This window comes from Aquimarina sp. 433 (assembly GCF_054054605.1).
This window is the reverse complement of the sequence record NZ_JBSWZK010000004.1, coordinates 466,596-491,400: the sequence shown is the minus strand read 5'-3', so window position 1 is coordinate 491,400 and position 24,805 is coordinate 466,596. Positions and strand designations below refer to the sequence as shown.

The 24,805-nt window shown below is 32.3% G+C and carries 26 protein-coding genes, 1 rRNA gene and 1 other RNA gene; 13 read left to right on the top strand and 15 right to left on the bottom strand.

The genetic code is table 11. The annotated features are described in order from the left end of the window. A 5S ribosomal RNA gene (gene rrf, locus ACWNT5_RS11550) occupies positions 1-85 on the top strand; the annotation flags it as partial. A gap of 421 nt (positions 86-506) precedes the next feature. Here rrf and ACWNT5_RS11545 read toward each other — a convergent pair. Beyond that, positions 507-2,720 carry an ATP-binding protein gene (locus ACWNT5_RS11545; protein WP_299600076.1) on the bottom strand — a complete coding sequence of 738 codons (2,214 nt, stop codon included), beginning with the start codon at positions 2,718-2,720 and terminating at the stop codon, positions 507-509. A gap of 197 nt (positions 2,721-2,917) precedes the next feature. On the opposite strand from ACWNT5_RS11545, the gene trhA reads away from it, so the two are divergent. Then, positions 2,918-3,544 carry a PAQR family membrane homeostasis protein TrhA gene (trhA, locus tag ACWNT5_RS11540; RefSeq protein WP_456517396.1) on the top strand — a complete coding sequence of 209 codons (627 nt, stop codon included), beginning with the start codon at positions 2,918-2,920 and terminating at the stop codon, positions 3,542-3,544. Between the two features lie 64 nt (positions 3,545-3,608). On the opposite strand, the gene ACWNT5_RS11535 is transcribed toward trhA, so the two are convergent. The 4 genes from ACWNT5_RS11535 to ACWNT5_RS11520 form a co-directional block, all read right to left on the bottom strand. Then, entirely contained in the window at positions 3,609-4,409 is an 801-nt protein-coding gene (locus tag ACWNT5_RS11535; protein WP_456517395.1) for a hypothetical protein, read from the bottom strand. Positions 4,410-4,534: 125 nt separating this feature from the next. Continuing rightward, complete coding sequence (locus ACWNT5_RS11530) at positions 4,535-4,963, bottom strand: DUF4268 domain-containing protein (protein ID WP_299600082.1); 429 nt, start codon at positions 4,961-4,963, stop codon at positions 4,535-4,537. A 1-nt stretch (position 4,964) separates the two neighbouring features. Beyond that, positions 4,965-5,642, bottom strand: coding sequence for a ZIP family metal transporter (locus ACWNT5_RS11525; RefSeq protein WP_366944342.1), 678 nt, complete (start codon positions 5,640-5,642; stop codon positions 4,965-4,967). Next, complete coding sequence (locus ACWNT5_RS11520; RefSeq protein WP_456517394.1) at positions 5,642-6,373, bottom strand: SAM-dependent methyltransferase; 732 nt, start codon at positions 6,371-6,373, stop codon at positions 5,642-5,644. Before ACWNT5_RS11520 ends, ACWNT5_RS11525 begins: the two co-directional genes overlap by 1 nt. 71 nt (positions 6,374-6,444) lie before the next feature. On the opposite strand from ACWNT5_RS11520, the gene ACWNT5_RS11515 reads away from it, so the two are divergent. Then, positions 6,445-7,584 (top strand): THUMP domain-containing class I SAM-dependent RNA methyltransferase, encoded by a 1,140-nt coding sequence (locus ACWNT5_RS11515; RefSeq protein ID WP_456517401.1) that lies wholly within the window; start codon positions 6,445-6,447, stop codon positions 7,582-7,584. 12 nt (positions 7,585-7,596) lie between these two features. Here the strand turns inward: ACWNT5_RS11515 and ACWNT5_RS11510 are convergent, their stop codons facing one another. Genes ACWNT5_RS11510 through rlmD form a run of 3 tightly spaced genes read right to left on the bottom strand, consistent with a single transcriptional unit; the run spans position 7,597 to position 10,215 of the window. Next, entirely contained in the window at positions 7,597-8,322 is a 726-nt protein-coding gene (locus ACWNT5_RS11510) for a DUF6048 family protein (protein ID WP_299600086.1), read from the bottom strand. Next, positions 8,288-8,803 (bottom strand): DUF6452 family protein, encoded by a 516-nt coding sequence (locus ACWNT5_RS11505; protein WP_456517393.1) that lies wholly within the window; start codon positions 8,801-8,803, stop codon positions 8,288-8,290. Before ACWNT5_RS11505 ends, ACWNT5_RS11510 begins: the two co-directional genes overlap by 35 nt. A 2-nt stretch (positions 8,804-8,805) precedes the next feature. Continuing rightward, a complete protein-coding gene (gene rlmD / locus ACWNT5_RS11500) occupies positions 8,806-10,215 on the bottom strand; it encodes a 23S rRNA (uracil(1939)-C(5))-methyltransferase RlmD (protein ID WP_456517392.1) in 1,410 nt (469 codons plus the stop codon). 115 nt (positions 10,216-10,330) lie between these two features. Here rlmD and ACWNT5_RS11495 point away from each other — a divergent pair, with 115 nt between their 5' ends. The 3 genes from ACWNT5_RS11495 (at position 10,331) to rocD (ending at position 12,786) form a co-directional block, all read left to right on the top strand. Next, entirely contained in the window at positions 10,331-10,894 is a 564-nt protein-coding gene (locus tag ACWNT5_RS11495; protein ID WP_299600092.1) for an RNA polymerase sigma factor, read from the top strand. Between the two features lies 1 nt (position 10,895). Further along, positions 10,896-11,264 carry a DUF6768 family protein gene (locus ACWNT5_RS11490; RefSeq protein ID WP_299600094.1) on the top strand — a complete coding sequence of 123 codons (369 nt, stop codon included), beginning with the start codon at positions 10,896-10,898 and terminating at the stop codon, positions 11,262-11,264. 244 nt (positions 11,265-11,508) lie between these two features. Continuing rightward, positions 11,509-12,786, top strand: a complete 1,278-nt coding sequence (gene rocD, locus ACWNT5_RS11485; protein ID WP_456517391.1) for an ornithine--oxo-acid transaminase — start codon at positions 11,509-11,511, stop codon at positions 12,784-12,786. 60 nt (positions 12,787-12,846) lie between these two features. Here rocD and ACWNT5_RS11480 read toward each other — a convergent pair whose 3' ends face one another. Both ACWNT5_RS11480 and ACWNT5_RS11475 read right to left on the bottom strand, forming a co-directional pair. After that, on the bottom strand, positions 12,847-13,233 hold the full coding sequence (locus ACWNT5_RS11480) for a DUF2752 domain-containing protein (protein ID WP_299600097.1): 387 nt from the start codon (positions 13,231-13,233) through the stop codon (positions 12,847-12,849). Between the two features lie 31 nt (positions 13,234-13,264). Continuing rightward, a complete protein-coding gene (locus tag ACWNT5_RS11475; RefSeq protein WP_299600099.1) occupies positions 13,265-13,540 on the bottom strand; it encodes a CD225/dispanin family protein in 276 nt (91 codons plus the stop codon). 150 nt (positions 13,541-13,690) lie between these two features. Between ACWNT5_RS11475 and ACWNT5_RS11470 the strand changes: the two genes are divergently transcribed. Both ACWNT5_RS11470 and ACWNT5_RS11465 read left to right on the top strand, forming a co-directional pair. Continuing rightward, a complete protein-coding gene (locus tag ACWNT5_RS11470; RefSeq protein ID WP_299600101.1) occupies positions 13,691-13,912 on the top strand; it encodes a hypothetical protein in 222 nt (73 codons plus the stop codon). Between the two features lie 6 nt (positions 13,913-13,918). Beyond that, a complete protein-coding gene (locus ACWNT5_RS11465) occupies positions 13,919-14,470 on the top strand; it encodes a DNA mismatch repair protein MutS (RefSeq protein WP_299600103.1) in 552 nt (183 codons plus the stop codon). A gap of 3 nt (positions 14,471-14,473) precedes the next feature. Here ACWNT5_RS11465 and ACWNT5_RS11460 read toward each other — a convergent pair whose 3' ends face one another. After that, entirely contained in the window at positions 14,474-15,022 is a 549-nt protein-coding gene (locus tag ACWNT5_RS11460; RefSeq protein WP_456517390.1) for a hypothetical protein, read from the bottom strand. 4 nt (positions 15,023-15,026) lie between these two features. Further along, positions 15,027-16,160 carry a hypothetical protein gene (locus ACWNT5_RS11455; RefSeq protein ID WP_456517389.1) on the bottom strand — a complete coding sequence of 378 codons (1,134 nt, stop codon included), beginning with the start codon at positions 16,158-16,160 and terminating at the stop codon, positions 15,027-15,029. Positions 16,161-16,444: 284 nt separating this feature from the next. Here ACWNT5_RS11455 and ACWNT5_RS11450 point away from each other — a divergent pair, with 284 nt between their 5' ends. After that, entirely contained in the window at positions 16,445-17,593 is a 1,149-nt protein-coding gene (locus tag ACWNT5_RS11450; RefSeq protein WP_456517388.1) for a cysteine desulfurase family protein, read from the top strand. Here the strand turns inward: ACWNT5_RS11450 and ACWNT5_RS11445 are convergent. Both ACWNT5_RS11445 and ACWNT5_RS11440 read right to left on the bottom strand, forming a co-directional pair. Beyond that, positions 17,590-20,052, bottom strand: a complete 2,463-nt coding sequence (locus tag ACWNT5_RS11445; RefSeq protein WP_299902839.1) for a TonB-dependent receptor — start codon at positions 20,050-20,052, stop codon at positions 17,590-17,592. The genes ACWNT5_RS11450 and ACWNT5_RS11445 overlap by 4 nt on opposite strands. Positions 20,053-20,065: 13 nt before the next feature. After that, positions 20,066-21,754: a M23 family metallopeptidase gene (locus ACWNT5_RS11440; protein ID WP_456517387.1), complete on the bottom strand. Its 1,689-nt coding sequence runs from the start codon at positions 21,752-21,754 to the stop codon at positions 20,066-20,068. A 180-nt stretch (positions 21,755-21,934) separates the two neighbouring features. Between ACWNT5_RS11440 and ACWNT5_RS11435 the strand changes: the two genes are divergently transcribed. The 4 genes from ACWNT5_RS11435 (at position 21,935) to rny (ending at position 24,322) form a co-directional block, all read left to right on the top strand. After that, entirely contained in the window at positions 21,935-22,225 is a 291-nt protein-coding gene (locus ACWNT5_RS11435; RefSeq protein ID WP_299600116.1) for a hypothetical protein, read from the top strand. Positions 22,226-22,234: 9 nt separating this feature from the next. Further along, positions 22,235-22,525, top strand: a complete 291-nt coding sequence (locus tag ACWNT5_RS11430) for a cell division protein ZapA (protein ID WP_299600118.1) — start codon at positions 22,235-22,237, stop codon at positions 22,523-22,525. 55 nt (positions 22,526-22,580) lie between these two features. Next, a non-coding RNA gene (ssrS, locus tag ACWNT5_RS11425) (6S RNA) lies at positions 22,581-22,701 on the top strand. Positions 22,702-22,756: 55 nt separating this feature from the next. Next, positions 22,757-24,322 carry a ribonuclease Y gene (gene rny / locus ACWNT5_RS11420; protein ID WP_299600120.1) on the top strand — a complete coding sequence of 522 codons (1,566 nt, stop codon included), beginning with the start codon at positions 22,757-22,759 and terminating at the stop codon, positions 24,320-24,322. 29 nt (positions 24,323-24,351) lie between these two features. Here the strand turns inward: rny and ACWNT5_RS11415 are convergent, their stop codons facing one another. Beyond that, complete coding sequence (locus ACWNT5_RS11415) at positions 24,352-24,771, bottom strand: hypothetical protein (protein ID WP_299600122.1); 420 nt, start codon at positions 24,769-24,771, stop codon at positions 24,352-24,354. Positions 24,772-24,805: the final 34 nt, after the last annotated feature.

Sequence of the window (24,805 nt, the reverse complement as noted above, 5' to 3'; positions counted from 1 at the left end):
TCACCTCTTACCATTCCGAACAGAGAAGTTAAGCCCGTTAGCGCCAATGGTACTACAATCGTGGGAGAGTAGGTCGCCGCCTTCCTTGAAAACCCTTCATTATGACAATGAAGGGTTTTTTTATGTAGTAAACTGAAGCTGTATAGAATACATACCACTTACTGCTAATAGCAGCAAAGAACTAAAATGCACTCAGAGAACAACCACGAATACGCGCTACTGGAAAACCAGGAAGAATGGGTCTACATTGAGAAGCAACACTACAACTATGACCAGTGGCACCACTGCCATTGGATGGACAACTCGATGGATAACCACCGTTTATACTTGATTGCTCTTCTTTGTGTAATTAATTAATACTTTCGATGATTGTTGATTGGTACGGGGTAAGTGTTATAAATTGCTATATCTTAAAAATAAAAGCCCAAATTAAAAATGAAATTTGGACTTTTAAAAGAGAATATTAACCAGTAGCTAATATCTTTAATGCGGTAAATAATATAAATCTAGGAGGCCTTAGAAATTTCTCCATTTAGATTTGTTTCAATTTTGTTAAAGAATTCTTCGTTCTTATAGGGTTTTCTTAAGAAATCATTGAAACCTGAGTTCGGGTCTAAAATTGCTTGTACAGTATCTTGTGTGTCAGATGCTGTTAATGCTATGATAGGAACTGTGGGGTTAAATGTTCTAATTATTTTAGTTGCTTCCATACCTCCCATATTTGGCATGTTCAGATCCATAAGAATTAGATCGTAATGATTTTCCTTAACCATTTGCGTAGCTATTAGACCATCATCAGCGATTTCTGAAGGATAACCTTTAGTTTTTAGAACATTCTTAGTTACAATTTGATTTATTTTATTGTCTTCAACAATAAGTATTTTATAGTCTTCTTTATTTAAAAGAGGAATACATTCTTTTTGTTTGTTAATAGGACTACTATTTTCTTTAGTTGTATCAATCTCAAAATCTACCGTAAAATAGAATGTAGTTCCTTTACCTGGAGTACTGTTGATTTTTATATCGCCTCCATGAAGATTTACTAAATTTTTTACAATATGTAAACCTAAACCTGTTCCTGTAGTGTGATCTTTGGCATCCGCTTGAGAAAATTTTTCAAATATTATTTCTTGTTTGTCTAATGGAATACCTCTTCCATCATCTTTTATTTCAAATGTGATTTCTACTTTGTTGTTTTTTACAATTGGATTGATAAAATTCAGCCATATGTTTCCATTTTTGGTAAATTTATTTGCGTTACTAATAAGATTAATAAAAATTTGAGATAATCTTACTTGGTCTCCAATCAAGTGATGTGGAATTTTTTCATCAAAATTTAAGTGTAATGTATTTCCATTTTTGTCTGCTTGATATTCAAATGAGTTTTTGATATCATCTGCCAATCCTTTTATATTGTAACTAGTTTTATCTAATGTAATCTCGTAAGATTCCATTTTTGTTACTTGTAATACGTCATTAATAAGGTTTAGTAGATGATCCGCAGAGAATTTCATTAGTTTTATAAATTTATGATTTTCTTCATCTTTAATTCTTTCCATAAGGATAGAAGATAAACCAACTACTCCATATAACGGAGTTCTAAGCTCATGACTTACAGTAGAAATGAACTTTGTTTTAACAGCAGCTAATCTGTCGGACTTTTCTTTGGAAATTTTAAGTTCTTTATTCCTAATGGCTAAAGATTCACCTAGAATTTTTGTTTTTCTATGATTATAAATAAAGAAACAAAACAGAATCAAACATAATACTAATAAGGATAATGTGAAAATTGAAATTTTTTGTGACTGTTTTGCTTTTTCTGTTTGTATAGTATTATTCTTATTACTAACAACTAGTTTTTCTTTAAACTCATTATTTTCTAATTTTTCTATTTCTAGTGCAGTTTCATGATGTGTTGTGTATTTTTTTAAAATGGCATAGGCTCTATCTTGCCTTCCTAGTTTAACAAGCAAATCTTCATACTTTTTGTAAACAGTCATAGCTTGTCTGAACATTTTGTTTTTTTCTGCAATTGAGGCAGCCATTTCGAAATACCGTATAGCATTGCTATAGTTTTTGTGAATCACAAAGTATTCTCCAAACCTAGTATAAGTGTTTAATAGATTAACTGGGTATTGTGAATTGTTTCTGAAATATTTTTGACATTTCTCTAATAAAGAATATGCTTTTCTATAATTTCTTGTTTTTAAATAAATGTTTGCCAAATTAAGTTCCACTACATGCAAGGAATGCATGTCTAAATCTTCAGAATATTTGTAGATTTCTTTGATTCTTTTTAAAGCTCTTCCAGGTTTATTAAAGCCTTCTAGATATACTAATGCAAGATTGTTGTTTACATCTATGGTAAGTTCAGAATTATCCTTCAGTTCTTTTATAAATAATTCAGCAACTTTATATTCTTTTAGGGCTTTTTTGTATTCTTTGTTTGAATAATAAATATTACCTAGTAAATTGTATGCATACCCCTTAATATAATATTCTTGTTGACTATTGAATTTAGAAGAAACATCAATAATCCTTTCAATTATCATAACACCATTAGCTCTTCCAATGGAGTTTAAATGTTCTTCGGTATCTGTAATTGTACAGGTAAGTTCCGAAAATGACATTTCTTCATATTGATTTGCGTATATGGTAGAATGAAATAGATTAATACATACGAAACATATAAAATACTGGGCTATTTTAGTACTTTTCATTGTTTATGACAGATTTTAGGGCAATCAAATATAGTTAAAAAAAACAAAATAACGGTTTAAATACTTATTAAATACGGTTAAAGTGTAATTTTTTACGTTTTATGATATTTAAAATAAGTTTATTCTTACATAATTAATTGATATTTACAAGTAATATATTTGAGTAAGTACAAATCACTTTTTTATTTTTGTGTTTAATGAAACAACAATCTGATTTAGAAGAAAAGTGGAATTGGTTAAGTCATGGTTTAGGATTTATCATGTCAATATTAGGTCTATTTGTATTGATATTTTATGATAATGGAAAAACACCTTTCAGCAAATTTTCAATTTGCATATATGGAGTATCTTTAATTGTTTTATATTTTTCTTCTGCACTATATCATTATATAAGAGATCTTAATTTAAAGAATAAATTAAGAATCATGGATCATGTAGGGATATATATATTAATTGCAGGAACTTATACTCCTGTAACCCTAATAGCTTTAGTACATAGTAAGGGATGGTTGCTTTTTATCTTAGTTTGGTCGTTAGCACTATTAGGTTCAATTTTGAAGTTGTTTTTCACTGGTAAATACGAAGTTGTGTCGGTTCTTCTTTATTTATTAATGGGATGGTTAATTGTGATAGATTTTTCGCAACTTACAGAAACAGTTGGTAAAAATGCAATCATGTATTTGATTTATGGAGGTTTAGCTTATACTGTTGGGATTATTTTTTATGCGGTTAAAAAGCTAAATTTTAATCATGTGATTTGGCATTTTTTTGTTCTGGCAGGAAGTGTTTTTCACTTCATATTTATTTGGAAGTTTGTTATTTAAGATAATACTATATCAGGCTAGTGAAATTTGCCTGATATAGTAAGTAGTACTTTATAATTGAAGTTTATCCTCGGCATCCACGAATGACACCAAATACATAATCATCGGCTGCTTCATTAAACTCATCACCACAATTACGATCACTGCTTCCGCCACTTGCATTATTCACATTACTGCATTGATCATGATCCATACAATCTTTTGTCCAGGCACTAGGAATCCACCATCTTCCACAATCAGCTCCACATCTTCCCATGCAACCATAGTTTCTTCTTGGTTTACTTCCGACTTTTACACGATCTCTATGATTACCATTAGAATCATCATATTCTGCCGTTACATATGTGTTTTTACGGATACAAGTAATTCCTTCATTTCTACTTTTTAAATTCATAGAATTTGATGGTGATTGAATACTCCTTTTTGAATAGATATACCCGACTGGTGATTTACCCCAATATTCCATCAAAGTTAGTAATGTATATTCTGCCATTGAGATTTCTCCCTTTTTAGAATCTAGTAGGTAGTCTGAGATGATTTTTCCTGTATTAAGTAATGCTTCTTTTTGAAGTTCAGAAAAATTATTGTCATGTCCATCAATGCTCATTTTTTCTTTACTAAAATCAATGAGAGCATCAATGTTCCGTTTATCAATAGATATTGATACTTTAAATTCAAGCTCAGATATTGCTTTTACAGAATACTCGATAGTACTATTATTAGTGTCTAACTTACCAGATAGCATATCTTCATTTTGTATTTCTAGACCAATTTCTTGAGCTTCGGGAGAGATGTTGTCTTTAGTACATTGAAGACATAAAAAAGCACATAGCATAATTGCTATGGAGTTAACATAGTTTTTCATAATTATTGAGTTTGTGTTTTAGTTACTCCTAAGATAAGAAAAACTACTAAAAATGAGAATTTATTAAAATTTTAGTGCTAAAATTAAAAAATTGTTATAAAAAAATATTTAAAAATGCCATAATGTTAATCTTGGATAATGTCTTTGTATTCTAAAAAGAAGTTTTCAAGTTTGTCCATGTAAGTGTTTAGAAACTTCATCGTTGTTTCCCATGTTTTTTTGTTATGAATACTTACATCTGGTAACTCGATATATATTTTAGAAATTACTTTACCGTTTTCTAGAATATATTGTTCATCAAAGATAATGTCACTAATATATTCTTCTTTAAGAATATTCTTCAGACTTAAAAATTTATCATAATAATATGCTCGAATAAGATTATCATGGGGTTCAATATCAATAGATACTTGAGCAATTTTGGTAGTAAACGTAAACTTAAGTGTAACATCTTTAATTTTGGTGTTATACAACAACCATTTTCTTGGATACTCAATCCCAAAATTGGTCCAAAATTCCTGTCTTATTTTTTTCGATTCCTCTTTGCTAAACATACTATATAATATAAGCACATGCTGTGGCCGCTAGAATAACCATCAATTTAGTAATATTAAATTTATGGCCTTCGTTGCTTTCAAATAATATGGTTGTAGATACATGCAAAAAAATACCAATTACAAGAGCTGTGATTTCCTTATAATATTTTTGTACGGCTTCAAAATGTTCCGAAATCAATGTTCCCAAAGGAGTCATTAAAGCAAAAATGAAAAGTAAACCAAGTATGGTTGTTCTTTTTATTTGAGTATTAATTAAAAATGTTGTTAGAATCATAGCAATAGGAATTTTGTGAACTATAATTCCCACAAGTATTCCTTCTGTATGATGAATAGGAAAACCTTCTAAAAGCGCATGAATACCTAAACTTATAAATAACAATTTAGGGATTCTTGTTGTCTTTTTCTGAAGGTGAATATGTCCGTGTTCTGCACCTTTCGAAAAATACTCTAATATCTTTTGCAGAAGAATTCCAATCATAATCCAAACACCTGTTTGTTTGGCGTGCTGATGATCTTCGAAAACTTCGGGTAATAAATTGAATATAGTAATTGCTAATAAAAAAGCACCACTAAATGCTAAAAGTAATTTTAGGTTTTTCTGATTACTAGGCTTAAATATATATACAATTAAAGATCCTACGAAAACTGCTAATATGGAAAAAATGTGGTGATACACTATTTAAAAATAAGAATGAGTCTAGAAGAATTGGTTTTGTGAAATTTTTGGAGTTGGTAATCTCCAAAGATGTCAATTAAATCTGCTTTAGCTTCGTTAAAGTATGCTTTAAAATCTTCTAATGTTATTGCTTTTACTTTCTCTGTAAAGAAGTAGTCTTCATTATTGTCTTCGAATCTAATTTCTTTATGGATGTATCCTTCTTTCACATATCTTTTTATATGAAAGGTAATTCCTGATACTTCCTTAGTTTCTTCTGGTACAAGATGATCAATAACATAATCTACATTCATAAAATCAATTACTCCAAATCCAGTTTCGTTTAAATTTGATTTTATAGCTTTAATTGTGCTTAGGTTGCATTCTTCTTTTTCAAAATATCCAAAACTCGTAAATAGATTAAAAACTCCAGAAAACTTTTCATGATAAGGCTTAGACATATCATGTACTCTAAATCTCAGTGTTTCGTTTTCAAATTGAGAAGCATATTTTATGCTATTTTTCGATAAATCCACTCCTGTAACATCAAAACCCAATTGATTAAGATAGATACTATGTCTTCCTTTTCCACAAGCAAGATCAAGTAATTTTTCTCCAGGTTCTAGATTTAAATAATTACTTAAGTTGTCCATGAATTGCTGCGCTTCTTCATGACCTCTATCTTTATATAATATATGATAATATGGTGTATCAAACCAAGATGCATACCACATTGTAGAATCTTTTAGCATAGGGCGCAAAATTAATGTATTTTTGCCGTTTAATAATAGCGAATTAGAAGATAGTGAGCAATTCATTTAAAATGGTGGCCAAAACCTTCTTTGGTTTTGAAGAAATATTAGCACAAGAGCTTAGGAATTTAGGTGCCCTAAAAGTGCAAGTAGGGAATAGGATGGTTAGTTTTTATGGAGATAAAGGATTTATGTATAAGGCTAACCTTTGTACGAGAACTGCATTAAAGATTTTAAAACCAATTGGCACGAAAAAAATTCGGAACGAGAGAGATTTGTATAATTTTATACAATCTATTCGTTGGGAAGAGTATTTGAATGAAAATGAAAGCTTTGCAATTTATACTACAGTGAATTCAACGATTTTTCGACATTCGCAATTTGTTTCCCTAAAGTCGAAAGATGCAATTGTAGATAAATTTAGAAAGGAAAAAGGCAAACGACCTAATGTAAATACAGATTATCCAGATTTAACTATCAATATACACATACAGCAGGATTTATGTACTGTGTCATTAGACAGTTCTGGAGGGTCATTACACCATAGAGGATATAGAACGGCAACAAATATAGCGCCTATTAATGAGGTTTTGGCAGCAGGTTTGTTATTGCTATCTGGATGGGATGGAAGATCTGATTTTCTAGATCCTATGTGTGGTAGTGGGACACTCGCTATAGAAGCTGCTATGATAGCCTGTAATATTCCTGCTAATCTAAATCGTAAAGAGTTCGCTTTCGAAAAGTGGTTAGATTGGGATATGGATTTGTTTGAAAAAATAGAAGCTGCTTGCCTGAATAAGACCAGAGAGTTTCAACATAAAATTGTAGGTTTTGATAAGGCGCCTTCTGCAATAAGAAAAGCGAAAAAAAATGTAGAAAATGCCAATCTTTCGGATTTTGTTACGATCGAACATCAAAACTTTTTTGAAAGTTCTAAAGAAGTAGAAGGTAAATTACATATGGTTTTTAATCCACCTTATGGAGAACGTTTAGAACTTAATGAAGAAGAATTTTATGGTAAAATAGGAGATACATTAAAACAAGAATACCCAAATACCAACGCTTGGTTTATTACTTCTAATCTCGAAGCTCTTAAATATGTAGGGCTTCGACCTTCTAGAAAAATAAAGGTATTTAATGGTAAACTAGAATCTCGATTGGTGAAATACGAAATGTACTCAGGAAGTAAAAAAGCAAAATTCCAAAAATAGATTTAAACTAGATTATCTTTTCTTTTTATAAAAAGGGATTAAGTAACTTACCGTATAGGTGTATCCAACATTAAATTCACTAAAATCGTTAGTTTTCCCAAATCCAGGAATGAATAAATTTTCAAATCCTGCAGGATCTTGTTCGTTTACAATTCTTCGTAAAGACACGCTCGCACCTAAATAGATATTTTTAAATAGTTCTACTTTAAGGCCTAATACTAGTTCTATCCAACCAGCGGTTAAGCCTGTAGATTCTCTTGCTTGATTTCTGAAGTTATCAGGATTATTATCTAAATCAAAAAAGTCAGTTCCTGTAAAAATACTATAGCTATTTAGTTTTTGATCAAAATTAGAAAATCCATACCTAAGTCCCGCAAAAATGCTATTCTGCATTCCATACCAATTCTTGTAAGTATTATAGTCAATTCCTAATCTTACATAGCTTCCAGATCCTTCCACATTAATATTGGTCTCATCTCGAACGAGGGATTCATTACCAATTTCGGCAGCGATATAATAATTTTTATAGACTCGATAGTCAGCATTAATCTCGAACCCTGAATAGTCATCATTTACAGCAGTTCTTATAAATCTTGCAATATCTACACCAAACCTTAATCCATATTTCTCCGATGGAGGTAGTGTATCTCTTTCAGTAAGATTAGGCTCTTCCTGAGAATAAATAATGCCTGAAATTAGGATGCTAGTGAAAAATAAGTACGTGCGCAGCTGTTTCATCAGTAATGTTATCTTCTTCTATAGTAATTCTTTTTATCCAGTTTCCGCCATCTTCTTCATTTTCGAAACTGGCTGTAAGTCCGTTGTAATTCACTTTAAAACCACAAGCACTACTTACATACTCTTCAACAGGAGTATACTGAAAGCTAACCTCATCTATATTAGGTACTACTTCATCATCCGTGGTATCGGAATCGATAGTAAATTGAAAATTAGTTAACAAACCTCTTGTTCTAAGTGGAATCATAATTGAATCTTGGTTAGTTTCATAATCAATGATATTGAGAAAACCAATTGCACTCACTTGTAATTCATTAGGTTGTTTTATGTCAGCACCTGTTTCATCATCAATAAATTTGATTATTAATAATGGGGTAGTGGGTGTGTCTTCTGCGCAGATATCGTCACGTTCACACCCTGTACTTATACACATAATACTTAGGCAGCAAAATAGTATGGTAAGAGTTTTATATAATTTCATTCCTATCTTTTTTCTAATAAAACCACGTTTTCTACATGATGTGTTTGTGGAAACATATCTACAGGTTGTACTTTGGTAACCTTATACATGCTATCTAATAACGACAGATCTCTTGCTTGTGTTGCACTATTACAGCTTACATATACAATTTTATTTGGTGATATATTAAGCAATTGTCCTACGACATCCTTGTGCATTCCATCTCTAGGAGGATCAGTGATCACAACTTCTGGTTGTCCATGCGTTGCAATAAACTGAGCTGTAAATACTTTTTTCATATCGCCTACGTAAAACTCTACATTGTCTATTCCATTATGTTTAGCATTTGCTTTAGCATCTTCGATTGCTTCAGGCACCGCTTCTACACCAATAACTTTTTTCGCTTTTTTCGCAACAAATTGAGCTATGGTTCCAGTTCCTGTATATAAATCATAAACTAATTCTTCTCCGCTAAGACCTGCAAAATCTCTGGTGATTTTATAGAGTTCATAGGCTTGTTTAGAATTCGTTTGATAAAATGATTTAGCATTTATTTTAAAACGAAGCCCTTCCATCTCTTCCTCGATATGATCTTTTCCGTGATAACAAATCACTTCCTGATCGTAAATAGTATCATTGCCTTTAGAATTGATTACATATTGCAGGGATGTGATTTCTGGAAATTCTGAAATAATGTAATCCAATAATAAGGTTCTCTTTTCAACATCCTCATGAAAAAACTGAATCAATACCATTATTTCACCAGTTGAAACAATACGCATCATCAGGGTTCTCAAAAACCCTTTTTGATTTCGGGCATTATAAAATGCTAGGTCATTTTGTGTAGCAAAATCTTTAATCTTATTTCTTATAGCATTACTTGGGTCTTCTTGTAGATGACATTTATCAATATCTAAGATTTTGTCCCACATTCCAGGAATATGAAACCCTAATGCGTTTCGATTTCCAATTTCCGTATCACTTTGTATTTCTTCTAATGTTAACCATCTGCTATCACTAAAAGAGAATTCCATTTTGTTTCTATAAAAAAAATGATCTTCAGACCCTAAAATAGGAGTAACTTCTGGTAGTTGGATTTTTCCTAATCTTGTTAGGTTATTAACTACTTCCTGTTCTTTATAAGCTAGTTGATGTTCATATGCCATAAATTGCCATTTACATCCACCGCAAGTTCCAAAATGTTTACAAGCAGGAGTTACCCTTTTTTCAGATTTTTTATGAAAAACTGTAGCAGATCCTTCATAATAAGCTTTTCGTTTTTTAATAGTCTGAATATCGACTATATCTCCAGGAACTGCATTGTTTAAAAATATAATCTTCCCGTCTGGAGCTTTGGCGATGCTTTTTCCTTTAGCACCAGCATCGATCACTTCTATGTTTTCAAAAACCTTCTTTCTATTCTTTCTGGCCATAGCGCAAAAATAAGAATAGAAACCATATACTTATTAAATATTCAACATATCTTATAAAAAGATTGAAAAAAATGAACCTAAAATTTATTTCTACGTCTATAGTATAAAGGTTACCATGAAAGATGCTGATAAAATATTTGATTCCTTATTGGTTTTGAGATGCCAATCGGGAGATAAGAAGGCGGCTACAATTCTTGTAAAAAGGTGGCATAAAAAATTGTGTAAGCAAGCAAATTGGTATGTAAAAGATATGCATATTTCTAGAGACATTACCCAAGATTGTTGGAATACGATTTTTTTAAAAATATCAGATCTTAAGAATACCAATAGCTTTGGTAGCTGGGCATTGTCTATAGTAAATAGGAAATCTATTGATTGGCTTCGTAAAAATAGGAAAGAGAAAGAAGTATTAGATTCCTATTTGAAAGAAATAAATCCTCCAATTTTGGAATATGAGATAATTGATGAATCTGAAAATAGGAAGCAATTATTGAAAAAGGCAATTAGAAAGTTATCTATCGAGCAACAGATGATTTTAAATCTTTTTTACAAAGAAGAGTATAGTATAAAGGAGATAAGTACGATTGTAGGGGTCTCTTTAGGAACTGTAAAATCCCGCTTGTTTACTGCAAGAGAAAAATTAAAATCAATTTTAAAAACCAAAAACAATAAATACTGATATGGAAGATATTGATAAATTAATAAAAGAAACACTAACTGAAGAAGAAGCTAAATTCTATGATGATTTAGACGAACAAACTATTTTTGAAATGATAGGAGGATTATATAAGACCAAAAATAGGTGGATCATAGTCATTATGAATATCGTTAACTTAATTGCATTTGGTCTATTTATTTATTGTATTGTAAAGTTTTTAGAAACAGAAAATACTAACGAGCTTATAAAATGGAGTGTAGCTGGTTTGTTGAGTATTATGGTTGCATCAATGCTTAAAATATATTCCTGGTTACAAATAGACAAGAATGCCTTGATTAGAGAAATTAAAAGATTAGAACTACAGATTTCTTCTTTAGCTAGTAAGAAATGAATAGTCTTTCTGAAAAAGATGATGTTAAAGAATAATCATGGAAATCGTCTATTATTTTGAATAATTAAAAATTGTAAGCTGTATAGTTATGAAAATTAAATAATCCGTAAAGATTTAGTAATTTGCGCTTCTCTTAGGGATGATTTCTCTCCCACGCTGAATTTTCGTTCCGATATTTATCGGAATTTGCGAAAGGATAAAGGTACAGAAGGAATGGTTATTTTATCAATTTAAATTATTAAAAATGGCTGTTTTAGAAAAATTAACTTCTCAACAAGCAATCGATTTAGAAAACAAGTATGGAGCTCATAATTACCATCCTTTACCAGTGGTATTAAGTAAAGGTGAAGGGGTATATGTATGGGATGTTGAAGGAAAGAAATATTATGATTTTTTAAGTGCGTATTCTGCAGTAAATCAGGGACATTGTCACCCAAAAATTGTGGGTGCAATGATGGAACAAGCACAAACACTTACACTTACATCAAGAGCATTTTATAATGATAAATTAGGTGCATATGAAAAATTTGCATCAAAGTTTTTTGGTTTTGACAAACTATTACCTATGAATACAGGTGCTGAAGCTGTCGAAACTGCTCTAAAGATATGTAGGAAGTGGGCTTATGAGAAAAAAGGTATTCATGAAAATGAAGCACAAATAATAGTTTGTGAGAATAATTTTCACGGTAGAACTACTACCATCATATCATTTTCTAATGATCCGGTAGCAAGAAAAAATTTCGGACCTTATACATCAGGTTTTATAAAGATAGAGTATGATAATCTGAAGCAATTAGAAGAAGCTTTGGAGGCAAATAAAAATGTAGCTGGTTTTTTAGTAGAACCTATACAAGGAGAAGCAGGAGTTTACGTACCGTCAGAAGATTATTTAGCTAAAGCTAAAGCGTTATGTGAAAAACACAATGTTTTGTTCATAGCAGATGAAGTACAGACGGGTATCGCAAGAACAGGAAGGTTATTGGCAACGTGCGGTAATTGTTCTTGTAGTGATAAAAATTGTTCCGGTACTCCAAATGTAAAACCAGATATTTTAATTTTAGGGAAAGCTCTTAGTGGAGGAGCGTATCCTGTTTCAGGTGTACTGGCTAACGATGCTATTATGGAGGTTATACGACCAGGTAATCACGGTAGTACTTTTGGTGGTAATCCTGTGGCTGCAGCAGTAGCTATAGCGGCTTTAGAAGTGGTTAGAGATGAGAAACTCGCGGAGAATGCTTTTGAGTTAGGTGAATTATTCAGGGCTGAAATGAACGAGTATATCAAAACATCAAATATAGTTACTTTAGTTAGAGGTAAAGGATTATTAAATGCGATCGTAATTAACGATCATGAGGAAAGTGAAACTGCATGGAATATTTGTGTAGCACTTAAAGAAAATGGTTTATTAGCAAAACCTACTCATGGCAATATTATTCGTTTTGCACCTCCGTTAGTAATGAATAAAGAGCAATTGCTGGAGTGTGTAGATATCATTAAGAATACACTTAAAGAGTTTGAATAGAAATACCTTTTTTACTAGAATGTAAATTATAAAAGAGTGGGGCGATTGTTCCGCTCTTTTTTATGGAGCCAAATGACAAAACGGAGGAGTAGTTATGTTTCTTAAGATCCAATAAAAGATAATTATTAAAAATATGGCAATTGTAAAATACTTGTTGTAAGTCCAATCTGTGACCGTTTTATTAAAAAACGTTTTAGCAATATACTTATATCCCTTAATGCCCAATACAAATGTTAAGATTACAAAAAGAAGGTTGTGTTGTAATGCTTGTAAAATGCGACCATGTAATAAATCGTGTACTGCACGTTGACTTCCACAGCCAGGACAATGATACCCCGTAAGAGAGTGAAAAATACAACTAGGAAAAAAACCATCACCAGTTTGAGATTCTGGATCATGTAAGTAGTAGTACTGAACTAAAAAAAATATAGGTACTAGCGCTAACAAGTACCCATACTTTAAATATTTATTTGGTAATTTAAAATGCACTTTGACTCATTCCAGAAAAGATTGCTATTCCAAAAAAGATAAAGTATAGCACCCAGCCAATAAGACTTACTCCGATACCTATCAGACCCCATAGTTTTGCATTTTTAGAGGCAGTGACGGCTCCTTCGTAGTCTCCAGCATCATATTTTGTATTTACTTGAGTTGAATAAATAATACTTACAATACCTGTGATCATGCAACATAAAATTGTAGAAATGATTGCCAACGCTAGGTGATTGTTAGGTCTTGGTTGATTAGCTTCCATATATATAAACTTAATTAATAATTAGTATTTATTGAAACGACAAACGTTAGAATATAGGGGTGTTAATTATTTCAGACCTACAATATACACAATTTGAGTATTCTATAAATTAATGTGTATAAAAAATCTAATATTTGATACTTTTGCGATATGGATAAAACAAAACTCAAGAGAATTTTTAGTATTGTGTTGATTCTTGCAGGAGCTATTCTTTTAATTTTAGAATTAGCCTCTCCTGCAAAGAACTATTATTTGCAAGCTATAGGGATTGTATGTTTAATGACTGGTTTGTTTATTGTGAACACTTCTGTTTCTAGCAAGTCTGAAGAAATAGATCCTGCATTATCCAAAGTATCGGAGGAAGAAGAATAAAATACTATGATAAAAGTTGGTGATTTTGTATCAGTTTTAGATGAGCCTATTAGTGGTAAGGTCATTTCAATTAATGGAGATGAGATTACAATAGCTTCTAATGATGGGTTTAATATGCATTTTATGAAAAATGAGTTGGTAAGGGAGGAATCTGGTAATTCTTTAGTACCGTCTTATGAAGAGGTTCAAAAAAATCTTCAACATAAAGAAGTTTATAGAAAAAAGCCTAAAAGACCAATAGCAAAACCTAAAGAAAAAAATGTTCCAGCAATGGAAGTCGATTTGCATATTCATAAATTGGTGAAATCAACTGAAGGAATGTCTAACCATGATATGGTCACCTTGCAATTAGATACAGCGAAACGACAATTAGATTTTGCTATTAGCAAACGTATCCCAAATGTAATATTTATTCATGGAGTAGGGCAAGGAGTATTAAAAGAAGAGCTACGTTATTTGTTTGGGCGATATGATAATCTTAGAATTTCCGACGCAGATTATAAAAAATATGGTTTAGGTGCGATGGAAGTTTATATTGTTCAAAATCCTAAAAAATAGTGTTTAGTTGGTCACAGTTACATTGTCAGTTCCTAATACTAAAAGTTCTCTGCGAATTCCAATGCCATTGCCTTCTAAAGTAACGTCATTTAAAGTAACTGTTCTTTCGTATGTGGTTTCTGTAGCAGTTGTGTTTTGAAGAACATAGCTAATCTCTACAGTCCCATTAGAACTAACTAATTCTTGGGTAACATTAACATTACTTATTGGTACACTATTGCAAAAATAATCATCACCATTGATTGAAGTGTCGAACTCTCTATATAATAGTTGACTTGTAGTTGTGTTTAAAGTTATAACTACAGGCTCATCGACAGAAACATCTGCAACGGTTGCAGGTTCGATTTCGAAACTAGAATCTGTGAAATTTACAGATAGAGATCTGTTTGTGTCCTGATCTATTACGAAAAAAACAAATGTATTATCATTTTCATTTGAGCAATTTTGGAGCTCGTCGTCACTAAAAATATCTAAAGGAATTTCAAGAATGTCTCCTTCACTACAACTTGCAAAAAAAAGCACTAAAACTATTATATAGATTCTATTAATCATGGGACTAGTCATTTTTTGGAGTAGTAATCGATACTGTTTCATCTCTGAAACCAAAAGAAAAATTATCATCAGTAAATTGATCATTTTCCTCATTAAGAATCAAATTGGTAATGGTAACAGTAGTTCTAAAAATTGTAATAACAGTATTGTCCAATATAGACGGATTCACTTCGTTTGCATTAGATACATCATTCATGGGATTGTTAGCATCTAGGTAATTAGGAATTCCATCGCCATCATCATCATCATTTAAAGGATCCCCATCACCATCGGTGTCTTCATCAATAGTATTTATTCCATCATTATCATCGTCCATATCTAAGTAATTTGGTTCACCGTCCCTATCGGTATCATCATCTCTAGGGTTTCCATTTCCATCCACATCCTCATCAATGGTATTAATTCCATCATCGTCATCATCTTTGTCCAAATAGTTTGGTGTTCCATCACCATCAGTATCTGCAAAGCTACTATCATTGGGATCGCTATTTGGTAACTCCACACTTGTTAATATATTATCATTATCATCATCTTGATCTCTAAAGTCTGGAATTTGATCTTCATCAGAATTATAACCTGCTTCAATGCCCAATGAATCTGCAGTAGCATCTTCATTCCCAATTGTCGGGTCACTCATGTCGTCGTCCAAATAATTTGGTACTCCATCTCCATCAGGATCCGCTTCTGGATCAATTTCATTAGGACTTTCTAGAGTTGATTCTACTCCATCATTATCATCTTCGCTAACAATAACATTAGTTATAACAGCTTGTCCGCCTATTCCGATAAGTTCATCGGTAACGCCAATACTACTATCAGGGATATTGCTACAATAGTAATCTGCAGTAATGGCAGAGTTAAATTGTCTGTAAATAAGATTATTATCTGGATCAGTGTTTAGGTCGATGATAATATCGTTTTCCGTTTCTGATGTTTGAGAATAAGTATCGCTTATAAACCTGTAAGCAATCGCCTCATTAACAGAAGTGTTTATTTTAAAAAAAACAAATTCATCAGTTATTGAACCTTCACAAAGTTGTAGATCAACATCGTCAAATTCAAAACTAGTAACAATGATATCACCATCATCACAGGAAAGTATGATTAAAAAGATAAAAGTGGACAGAATTTTTTTCACTTAAAATATTTTGATTAATAACTCTATAAAACGTCCTTAATACCAAATGTAATTAGAGAACCTGCTTTAAAGACGATTAAAATAGTCAGATGTTCACAATTCTGGTAATTTTTTACAAATCTGAACAAAAATAAAGGAATTGAAAGATTATAACGTGCAGTGTGGAAAATAATTTTATTTGAATTAGATTTGCGCTACTAAAAATAAGAATATGATAATATGTTTTTCTTATTTCTGTGGTTATCATATTTTTCTAAGAGTCATTAACTAAATTTTTGAATTTAATGCAAAAGGTTTATTTCGATAGTGCTGCTACGACACAATTACGCCCCGAAGTAATTGAGAAAATGACTACTGTGCTAAGAGAAGATTATGGAAATCCTTCTTCGACACATGGATTTGGTAGATCTGCAAAGAATCATATTGAGCAAGCTAGAAAAAATATTGCTAAGTATCTTGGTGTAAAAGCTTCGGAAATTATTTTTACTTCTGGAGGTACAGAAGCTGATAATCTAGCATTAAATAGTGCTGTTAGAGATTTAGGTGTTCGAAGGATTATCACTTCTAAGATAGAACATCATGCAGTCCTACATACGGTGCAAGAAATTCAATCACATACAGATATTGATGTTTGTTATGTAGATATAGAATCAAATGGAGCTATTGATTATAAACATTTAGAGAAACTTTTGGAAGATTCTAGCGCTAAAACATTGGTAAGTTTAATGCATGTAAATAACGAGGTGGGAACTATTTTGGATATTGAAAGGGTAGGTACATTGTGTAAATCTCACGAAGCGCTTTTTCATAGTGATATGGTGCAATCTATTGGTCATTTAGATGTAAACCTAAATCAATTAGAAGTAGATTTTACTGCAGTAAGTGCACATAAATTTCACGGTCCTAAAGGCATAGGTTTTGCATACATAAAAAAGAACTCAGGACTTAAACCATTGATCTATGGCGGGGAGCAGGAGCGAGGATATAGAGGAGGAACAGAAGGTGTCCACAATATTGTTGGAATGGATGAAGCATTAAGGTTAGCTTATGAGCATATGGATGAAGAGAAGCTGTATATTTCAAATCTAAAACAATACTTTGTTGATCAATTGAAGACGCAAATAGCTGGTGTAAAGTTTAATGCGAATTGTTGCGATTTGGAACATAGTACATATACCTTGATTAACGTTTGCCTACCAATTTCACAGGAAAAAGCTGGAATTTTATTGTTTCAGTTGGATATTAAAGGAATCGCTTGTTCTAAAGGAAGCGCTTGTCAAAGTGGAAGTGGTAAAGGATCTCATGTCTTGGCAGAGATTTTATCTGACGAAGACATGCAAAAGCCTTCTGTTAGGTTTTCTTTTTCCAAGTATAATACAAAAGAAGAAGTTGATTACGTAATTGAGGTCTTAAAAGAGTTTGTAGAAAACTAAAATCTCATTCCTAAACGCACATTAAAAACTCGTTGTGTTAAAAAGTTTGGAATCGAAAATTGTCTCTGGGAAGCCGCATCCCTAACAAATGTATTTGTTATTGAATTTAGGTTGTCAAAAAGGTTAAAGATTTCAAATCCGATACTCAAATCTTTAAAGTTGTTGAAAAAGCTACCTTCTTTTCTTCTAATTTTATTATCCACTACAATATAAGAAATACCTAAATCCGCTCTTCTATAATCTCTTAAACGTGTTTGGAAATCATAAGGATCTGCGTTGGTGGGAGAACCACCTGGCACTCCAGTTTGATAAACAAGGTTAAGATACATTTTCAGATTTGGAATGGTTGGAACATAATCCTGAAATAATGCTCCAATCTTAATCCTTTGATCTGTTGGTCTAGCTATATAACCTCTATTGTCTAAGTTTTCCTCAGTTTTTAATAAACCTAGGCTAAACCAACTTTCTGTTCCAGGAACAAATTCTCCGTTTAGTCTTAGATCAAAACCAGCTGCATAAGCTTCAGCATTATTATTTGCTCTATATCTAATACGAACGTTTTCTATAGTATAAGAATTAACGTCGGTTAATTTCTTATAGTAGAGTTCTGTTGTAAGCTTAAAAGGTCGTTTCCATAAATTAAAACTGTAATCATTTCCTGCAACTATATGAATCGATTGCTGAGCCTTTACATCAGGTTGTACAGTTCCTTGCAGATCTCTTAATTCTCTATAAAACGGAGGTTGATGATACCATCCTCCAGAAAGGCGAAATACCATGTCTGATTTCCAATCGGGTTTGATAGCAACTTGTGCTCGAGGACTAAAAACGGTTTGAGAAGAATTACTTATTCCTTCTCCTGATACATTCCAATTATGAGCTCTAACTCCTACATTTGCCCAAACTTCGTGATCCTTAATATTTGTACGTAAACTATATTGAGCATATCCAGAAAAACGATCAATGTTTACCATATTAGTTGCTCGTACACTGTTAAAAGGTACAATTGGACTTGCATTTGGATTATAAGGTTGATCATTTACAAAAGTTCCTGGTGGACGGATTGAAAACCCTGCGGAATCTATCACTTCAAATTCTTGAATTCTATCTCGAATATCTTCAGAGGTATATTTTACACCCCAATCAAATTGATGCTCATCAGCTATGTAAGTACCTTTATGTTCTATATTAAAGATAAGCGCATCCAGATCATTTCTAGCATGCGTTAACTGTGATCCAACACCTTGATTAAATTCGGCTTCTCCCAGATCTTCACCTCCAATATCAGTATTTACTGTACCAAGAAAATAAGCCGCAAATATGTCGAAATATTCTTGTTCTTGTGTATGGTATGCTGATCCTATTAATTTAAGGGTCAAATTCTCATTCGCTTGGTAGGTTCCTTTTAAAGCTCCAAAATATGTTTGATAACGATCTCTTTCTTGTCCGTCATAAAAAACAGTTAATGCAATTGGATCGGTGATAGGCCCAAAGTTGGTTCTCCTGGTAAGTGGTTCGTAGTCATATCTATTGATAGCGATGTTTCCAAGGAATCCAAGTTCAAATTTCTTTGAAAAGTTATAAGAAAGATAGGTTTGTACATCTGCAAATCGAGGTCTAAAATTAGTTTCGGTTTGTCTGGCATCCACGAGTAAACTATTATCTCTGTATCTAACACCAACTACACCAGCAAACTTCTTGTCTTTTGTGATACCCCCAGCGGAAATGCTTCCTCCAAGTAAGCTTAAATCGGCAGATAAATCAAATCGTGTAGGTCTTCTATAAGTAATATCTAATACTGATGATAATTTATCACCATATTTTGATTGGAAGCCACCAGCAGAAAAATCTACATTTCTTACTAGATCGGTATTTACAAAGCTTAGCCCTTCTTGTTGTCCAGATCTAATTAGAAACGGTCTATATACTTCAATTTCATTAACGTACACTAGGTTTTCGTCAAAATTACCTCCTCGTACGGCATATTGCGTACTTAATTCATTATTGGAGCTTACTCCGGGTAAAGTTTTAAGTAATCCTTCCACACCCGCATTGGCCGAAGGGGTAATCCGAATGGTTTCGGGATCCAAAGTTGTGATACCTTCTACGGCTTTTCGTTCTCTTCCAGTAATAATTACTTCACTTATCTGTTCAAATTCTGTCTTTAATACTGGATTTAATTCGTATTCCTGATTTTCTTGTAAGTTAATTGTAAAGGTGATGTCCTTTAGTCCAACATGGCTAATTTTAATAGTAATGTCTTTATTGGCAGGGATGCTTAATACATAAACACCATTTTCATCCGTTTTAGTGCCAGAGGTTTCATAAGATACATTTGCGTTAGCAACAGGCCTGTTGGATTCGTCTAGAACCACACCTTTTACAACTGCTTCTTGAGCAATAATCGAGTGACTTAAAATAACAAGAAGAAAAACAAAAAGAACGGGTAGATTTTTCAAAGAGTATGTGTATTTACGGTTTTCTAAAGAATGTTGTTTCAAAAGTAGTACTATTTCCTACTTTATCTAACACGATAAGTTTGAATTTATTTTCTGTTTCTGAAATTATTTTATCATTAAAATCATAAACAAGCATTCCAGTTTTATAGTCATACTCCATTAATACGAATTTTCCATTGATCGTAGCACGATAACTTCTAATTCCAGAATCTGTATCGTCAATTTTAATTTTTAAGAAATTGGCTTTTGACATCCATTTCTTACTAGAAACGTTAATAGGTACGATAGTTGGTTTTTCGTTATCTGTGAATAAAGAATAACTTCCTAAAGTTCTTGTTCTGGTAGAAAAACGATTCCCTTTTTTATTCGTTTTTACGTGATAATGTTTATCGTTATAACCAAGTCTTCCTATGTATAATTTTTTCTTATCTGTTTCGCTATAATTAGCTACATCAAAAACAACGGTCATGTTTTTATGCAACGGAATTTCGTCTTCATGAATTTTAATGGTATCACCATTTGCAGCAATATCTAGGTAAGCATTTTCATAAAGACTTCCTTTAGGGATGTATAAATCAAATATTCCTGAATTATAAGTGAAGTTTTCTGAAGGTTGTATGAAATAGGGTGTTTTGACAATTTCTTTTTTAGTGATTTTTTCAATCTTTTTTCCTTGAATAGGAATACTTATTTCTGTAGTGTTATTATTAAAATCTTTTACAAAAACTTTTGCAGTATAAGATAAGCTATCTTCGATGTTGAAAATACCTTTGTCAACTGTATTTTTATAGATGCTGAGAGGATTATTTTTTTCAATAAACAACTTGGTAATTCTACTCCGGTTTTTCTTATAATGAGCATAATCGATCAATCTATTTATATAACGTGTTTCGGAAAATGAAAATCGTTTCATCTCCATAGAAAAATTTTCCTGACCATTGATTTCGGTAGTGATTTTGTAAACACCATTTTTATTAGCAGCAAGATTTTGTTGGTCGATAGCAGATACTCCAATGCCAATTTTCCCGATAGCGGTAACACCTTCAGCTTTAAAATTTCCGTTGTCTAATGGAATCAATCTAAGTTTCGAAGGATTTTGGTTTCCGTTAATATGTGATTTTTCTTCTAAACTGTACAGCCATACGCTGTTGATTATAGGTTTTTTGGTATCCTTTACTTCGATACCAAAAGTAAGGGGGTTCATTGGTCTTGCCTTGGCATCCCTTATTTCAAAATGAAGATGCGGACCGCCACTTCCTCCCGTATTTCCGCTATAGGCAATTATTTTTCCTTTGGTTACCGACAAGGCGCCAGCTTTAGGAAAAAGCTCAATTTCATAGGATTCTTTTGCGTATTGTCGTTTCTTTATGTATGCTTCTATTTCTGGTGCGAATTTCTGAAGATGGGCATATACCGTTGTGTATCCATTCGGATGCGAAATATAGATAGCCTTTCCATATCCAAAATGAGAGATTTTTATTCTGCTTACATTACCGCTAGCAGCTGCATATACAGGTAAACCTTCTTCTCCGTTAGTTTTTAAATCTAAACCAGAATGAAAATGATTAGATCTTAATTCTCCGTATGTTCCAGATACTGCCAGAGGGATATCCAAAGGATTTGAAAAATAATCAGTAGGAACGTTCTTTTGACCATACCCAATAATAGTAAAACTGAGTAATAATAATGTAAAAACTCGCATAGAAGGTAAATGTAAATATTTAGAGGTTAAAATTAAAGTGATGGTCGATGAAAAACTAAAAGTCTATAAATTAATTACTTGATTGATTAGATCTTTTAGCTTTAAAATTAGTTTAAAAACTATTGGTTTTTTTCAATTGGTATGTTAACTTTGTGTAACGAAGTATTGCGTAAAATTATAATGAGTAATTTGATTGAAATTGTTGATTCTCTTGAGAATAGGATTAGTAAACTGCTCCATAAATATGATTTGATGAAGCAGCAAAACGCCGATCTTAAGGAAAAAATAAAGAATTTAGAATCTAATTCTGAAATTCAAAACGATCAATTAAAGCAATGGGAAGAAAAATTCAGTGCACTCAAAAATGCAAACGCAATGCTCGGCAGTGACGAATATAAAAGGGAAACCAAGCTCAAAATAAATGCCTTAATAAGAGAGATAGATGTCTGTATAGCACAGCTATCCGAGTGATAAAAAAATATGGCAGACAAATTAAAAATCAAATTATCAGTTGCGGATAGAGTATATCCATTAACGATCAAGCCAGATCAAGAGGAAGGCTTGCGTAAGGCTGCTAAGAAGATTGAAGCCATGATTAAGCAATTTGAGCAAAGTTATGCTGTTAGAGATAAGCAAGATGTATTGGCAATGTGTGCTTTACAGTTTGCTGCACAAGTAGAACAAAAGGTTATAGATAAAGATAGTGATGAAATAAATGTAACAGGAAGGCTTAATGCCTTAAATGATTTGTTGCAAGATCATCTATCATAAACGTTCATTAAAATAAATAAGGTTACTGCCTGCACTAGTTGTTATTTTTTGATAAACTCAACAAGAATTATTTTAAAAAGGGTGAGTTTAAGTTGTAAAAGCAAGCCGTGCTGATTTTTTCAGTTTCACGGATCCTTGACCAGCTTGTTAGCCCTAAACCTGTTTTTACAGAGTTTATACAAAACCCAAACTAGTGCAGGCTTTTTTTATATATAAACACTAACTAGAATTATGGATAACATTATATTTTTGATTATTGCTGCGGTTGCAGGTTTAGTGATAGGTTTTATTATCGCTAAAGTATTGGAGCGCAACAAAGCCTCAGAAATTGTCAAAAACGCAAAAAAGACTTCTCAGAGTATTATAAGAGATGCTAAAAGCGAAGGAGAAACAATTAAGAAAGATAAAATTCTTCAGGCAAAGGAGAAGTTTATAGAGCTTAAATCGGAGCATGAAAAAGTAATTTTATCTCGAGATAAGAAGATGGCAGAAGCCGAAAAAAGAACACGAGATAAAGAATCACAGGTTTCTAATGAACTTTCCAAAGGCAAGAAGTTAAACGCAGAATTAGAGCAGAAGATTAAAGATTATAATCATAGGAATGACTATCTTGAGAAGAAGCAAGGCGAGTTAAAAAAACTTCATAAGAGTCAGGTACAGCAATTAGAAGTAATATCAGGGCTGTCTGCTGATGAAGCAAAAGATCAGCTTATAGAATCGTTAAAAGAACAAGCCAAAACAGATTCTATGGCGTTAATTCAAGATACAATAGAAGAGGCTAAGCTTACTGCTCAACAAGAAGCTAAGAAAGTTATTATTAATACGATCCAAAGAATCGGTACAGAAGAAGCTATTGAAAATTGTGTATCTGTATTTAATATTGAAAGTGATGATGTGAAAGGACGTATTATTGGACGTGAAGGTCGAAATATTAGAGCTATTGAGGCAGCTACAGGTGTAGAAATTATTGTAGACGATACACCTGAAGCGATTATTTTATCATGTTTTGATTCTGTGCGAAGAGAAGTTGCTAGACTTTCTTTACATAAATTAGTTACGGATGGTAGAATACATCCTGCTAGAATTGAAGAAATAGTAAAAAAGACAAGAAAGCAGATCGATGAGGAAATTATCGAAGTAGGTAAGAGAACCGTTATCGATCTTGGTATTCATGGATTGCATCCTGAGCTTATAAAAACTGTGGGGAGAATGAAATACCGCTCCTCGTATGGCCAGAATCTACTGCAACACTCTAGAGAAGTGGCTAAGCTTTGTGGTGTGATGGCTGCGGAGTTAGGGCTTAATCCTAAATTAGCAAAGCGAGCTGGTTTGTTACATGACATAGGTAAAGTGCCAGATACAGAAACGGAAGTACCTCATGCTATTTTAGGAATGCAATGGGCAGAGAAATATGGGGAAAAACCTGATGTATGCAATGCGATAGGTGCTCACCATGATGAAATCGAAATGACAGCATTAATATCACCTATTGTTCAGGTGTGTGATGCTATTAGTGGTGCTAGGCCAGGTGCACGTAGACAGGTGTTAGATTCCTATATCCAACGATTAAAAGATCTAGAAGACATCGCATTTGGATTTAGTGGAGTTAAGAAAGCTTATGCGATACAAGCTGGTCGAGAATTGCGTGTAATTGTTGAAAGCGAAAAAGTAAATGATGAAAGGGCTGCTAGTCTGTCATTTGAAATTTCTCAGAAAATACAAACGGATATGACCTATCCAGGACAAGTTAAAATTACAGTGATAAGAGAAACCAGGGCTGTAAATATAGCAAAGTAAAAAAGCACAAAATTTTTATAAAAAGGGCGTCATTTGATGCTCTTTTTTTGTTTTTCCTTTGGAGTTATTGTTTTATAAGGATGTTTTTTTATCAATTGATCTTTCCAAGTTAAAGCTGATTCCAAATCATCAAATCTCTTAAATTCTTTTTTAAAGAACTTCTTTTCGTATTTGGTTAGGGTTTTTTGAATTGGATCATTTGATACCACTGCAAACCCTAAAAGAGAAGGAATTTTTGCGGTTTTGATATATACAATTGGATCTACTGAATACGAATTGATTCTATTTGTTATATAGACAAAAGGGGTGTTTTTAAAATGCTTCTCAGCTATTCTTATTAGGATAGCGTTATTTTCGACCGAAACCACAATCCCTTCGTGCATTGTGGCTAATACATAATCATCATGTATTTCTAAGTCGCAAAAATCTAATTCGTAAGATCTAATCATGTGGGGAGTTTTCTCAATGTTGTATAAAATAAAT

What these genes read in the sequence shown, in the direction of transcription:
- ACWNT5_RS11545 (WP_299600076.1), bottom strand. Translation starts at nt 2,720, where the DNA reads ATGAAAAGTACTAAAATAGCCCAGTATTTTATATGTTTCGTATGTATT.
- trhA (WP_456517396.1), top strand. Translation starts at nt 2,918, where the DNA reads ATGAAACAACAATCTGATTTAGAAGAAAAGTGGAATTGGTTAAGTCAT.
- ACWNT5_RS11535 (WP_456517395.1), bottom strand. Translation starts at nt 4,409, where the DNA reads ATGAAAAACTATGTTAACTCCATAGCAATTATGCTATGTGCTTTTTTA.
- ACWNT5_RS11530 (WP_299600082.1), bottom strand. Translation starts at nt 4,963, where the DNA reads ATGTTTAGCAAAGAGGAATCGAAAAAAATAAGACAGGAATTTTGGACC.
- ACWNT5_RS11520 (WP_456517394.1), bottom strand. Translation starts at nt 6,373, where the DNA reads ATGCTAAAAGATTCTACAATGTGGTATGCATCTTGGTTTGATACACCA.
- ACWNT5_RS11515 (WP_456517401.1), top strand. Translation starts at nt 6,445, where the DNA reads ATGGTGGCCAAAACCTTCTTTGGTTTTGAAGAAATATTAGCACAAGAG.
- ACWNT5_RS11510 (WP_299600086.1), bottom strand. Translation starts at nt 8,322, where the DNA reads ATGAAACAGCTGCGCACGTACTTATTTTTCACTAGCATCCTAATTTCA.
- ACWNT5_RS11505 (WP_456517393.1), bottom strand. Translation starts at nt 8,803, where the DNA reads ATGAAATTATATAAAACTCTTACCATACTATTTTGCTGCCTAAGTATT.
- rlmD (WP_456517392.1), bottom strand. Translation starts at nt 10,215, where the DNA reads ATGGCCAGAAAGAATAGAAAGAAGGTTTTTGAAAACATAGAAGTGATC.
- ACWNT5_RS11495 (WP_299600092.1), top strand. Translation starts at nt 10,331, where the DNA reads ATGAAAGATGCTGATAAAATATTTGATTCCTTATTGGTTTTGAGATGC.
- ACWNT5_RS11490 (WP_299600094.1), top strand. Translation starts at nt 10,896, where the DNA reads ATGGAAGATATTGATAAATTAATAAAAGAAACACTAACTGAAGAAGAA.
- rocD (WP_456517391.1), top strand. Translation starts at nt 11,509, where the DNA reads ATGGCTGTTTTAGAAAAATTAACTTCTCAACAAGCAATCGATTTAGAA.
- ACWNT5_RS11475 (WP_299600099.1), bottom strand. Translation starts at nt 13,540, where the DNA reads ATGGAAGCTAATCAACCAAGACCTAACAATCACCTAGCGTTGGCAATC.
- ACWNT5_RS11470 (WP_299600101.1), top strand. Translation starts at nt 13,691, where the DNA reads ATGGATAAAACAAAACTCAAGAGAATTTTTAGTATTGTGTTGATTCTT.
- ACWNT5_RS11465 (WP_299600103.1), top strand. Translation starts at nt 13,919, where the DNA reads ATGATAAAAGTTGGTGATTTTGTATCAGTTTTAGATGAGCCTATTAGT.
- ACWNT5_RS11460 (WP_456517390.1), bottom strand. Translation starts at nt 15,022, where the DNA reads ATGATTAATAGAATCTATATAATAGTTTTAGTGCTTTTTTTTGCAAGT.
- ACWNT5_RS11450 (WP_456517388.1), top strand. Translation starts at nt 16,445, where the DNA reads ATGCAAAAGGTTTATTTCGATAGTGCTGCTACGACACAATTACGCCCC.
- ACWNT5_RS11440 (WP_456517387.1), bottom strand. Translation starts at nt 21,754, where the DNA reads ATGCGAGTTTTTACATTATTATTACTCAGTTTTACTATTATTGGGTAT.
- ACWNT5_RS11435 (WP_299600116.1), top strand. Translation starts at nt 21,935, where the DNA reads ATGAGTAATTTGATTGAAATTGTTGATTCTCTTGAGAATAGGATTAGT.
- ACWNT5_RS11430 (WP_299600118.1), top strand. Translation starts at nt 22,235, where the DNA reads ATGGCAGACAAATTAAAAATCAAATTATCAGTTGCGGATAGAGTATAT.
- rny (WP_299600120.1), top strand. Translation starts at nt 22,757, where the DNA reads ATGGATAACATTATATTTTTGATTATTGCTGCGGTTGCAGGTTTAGTG.
- ACWNT5_RS11415 (WP_299600122.1), bottom strand. Translation starts at nt 24,771, where the DNA reads ATGATTAGATCTTACGAATTAGATTTTTGCGACTTAGAAATACATGAT.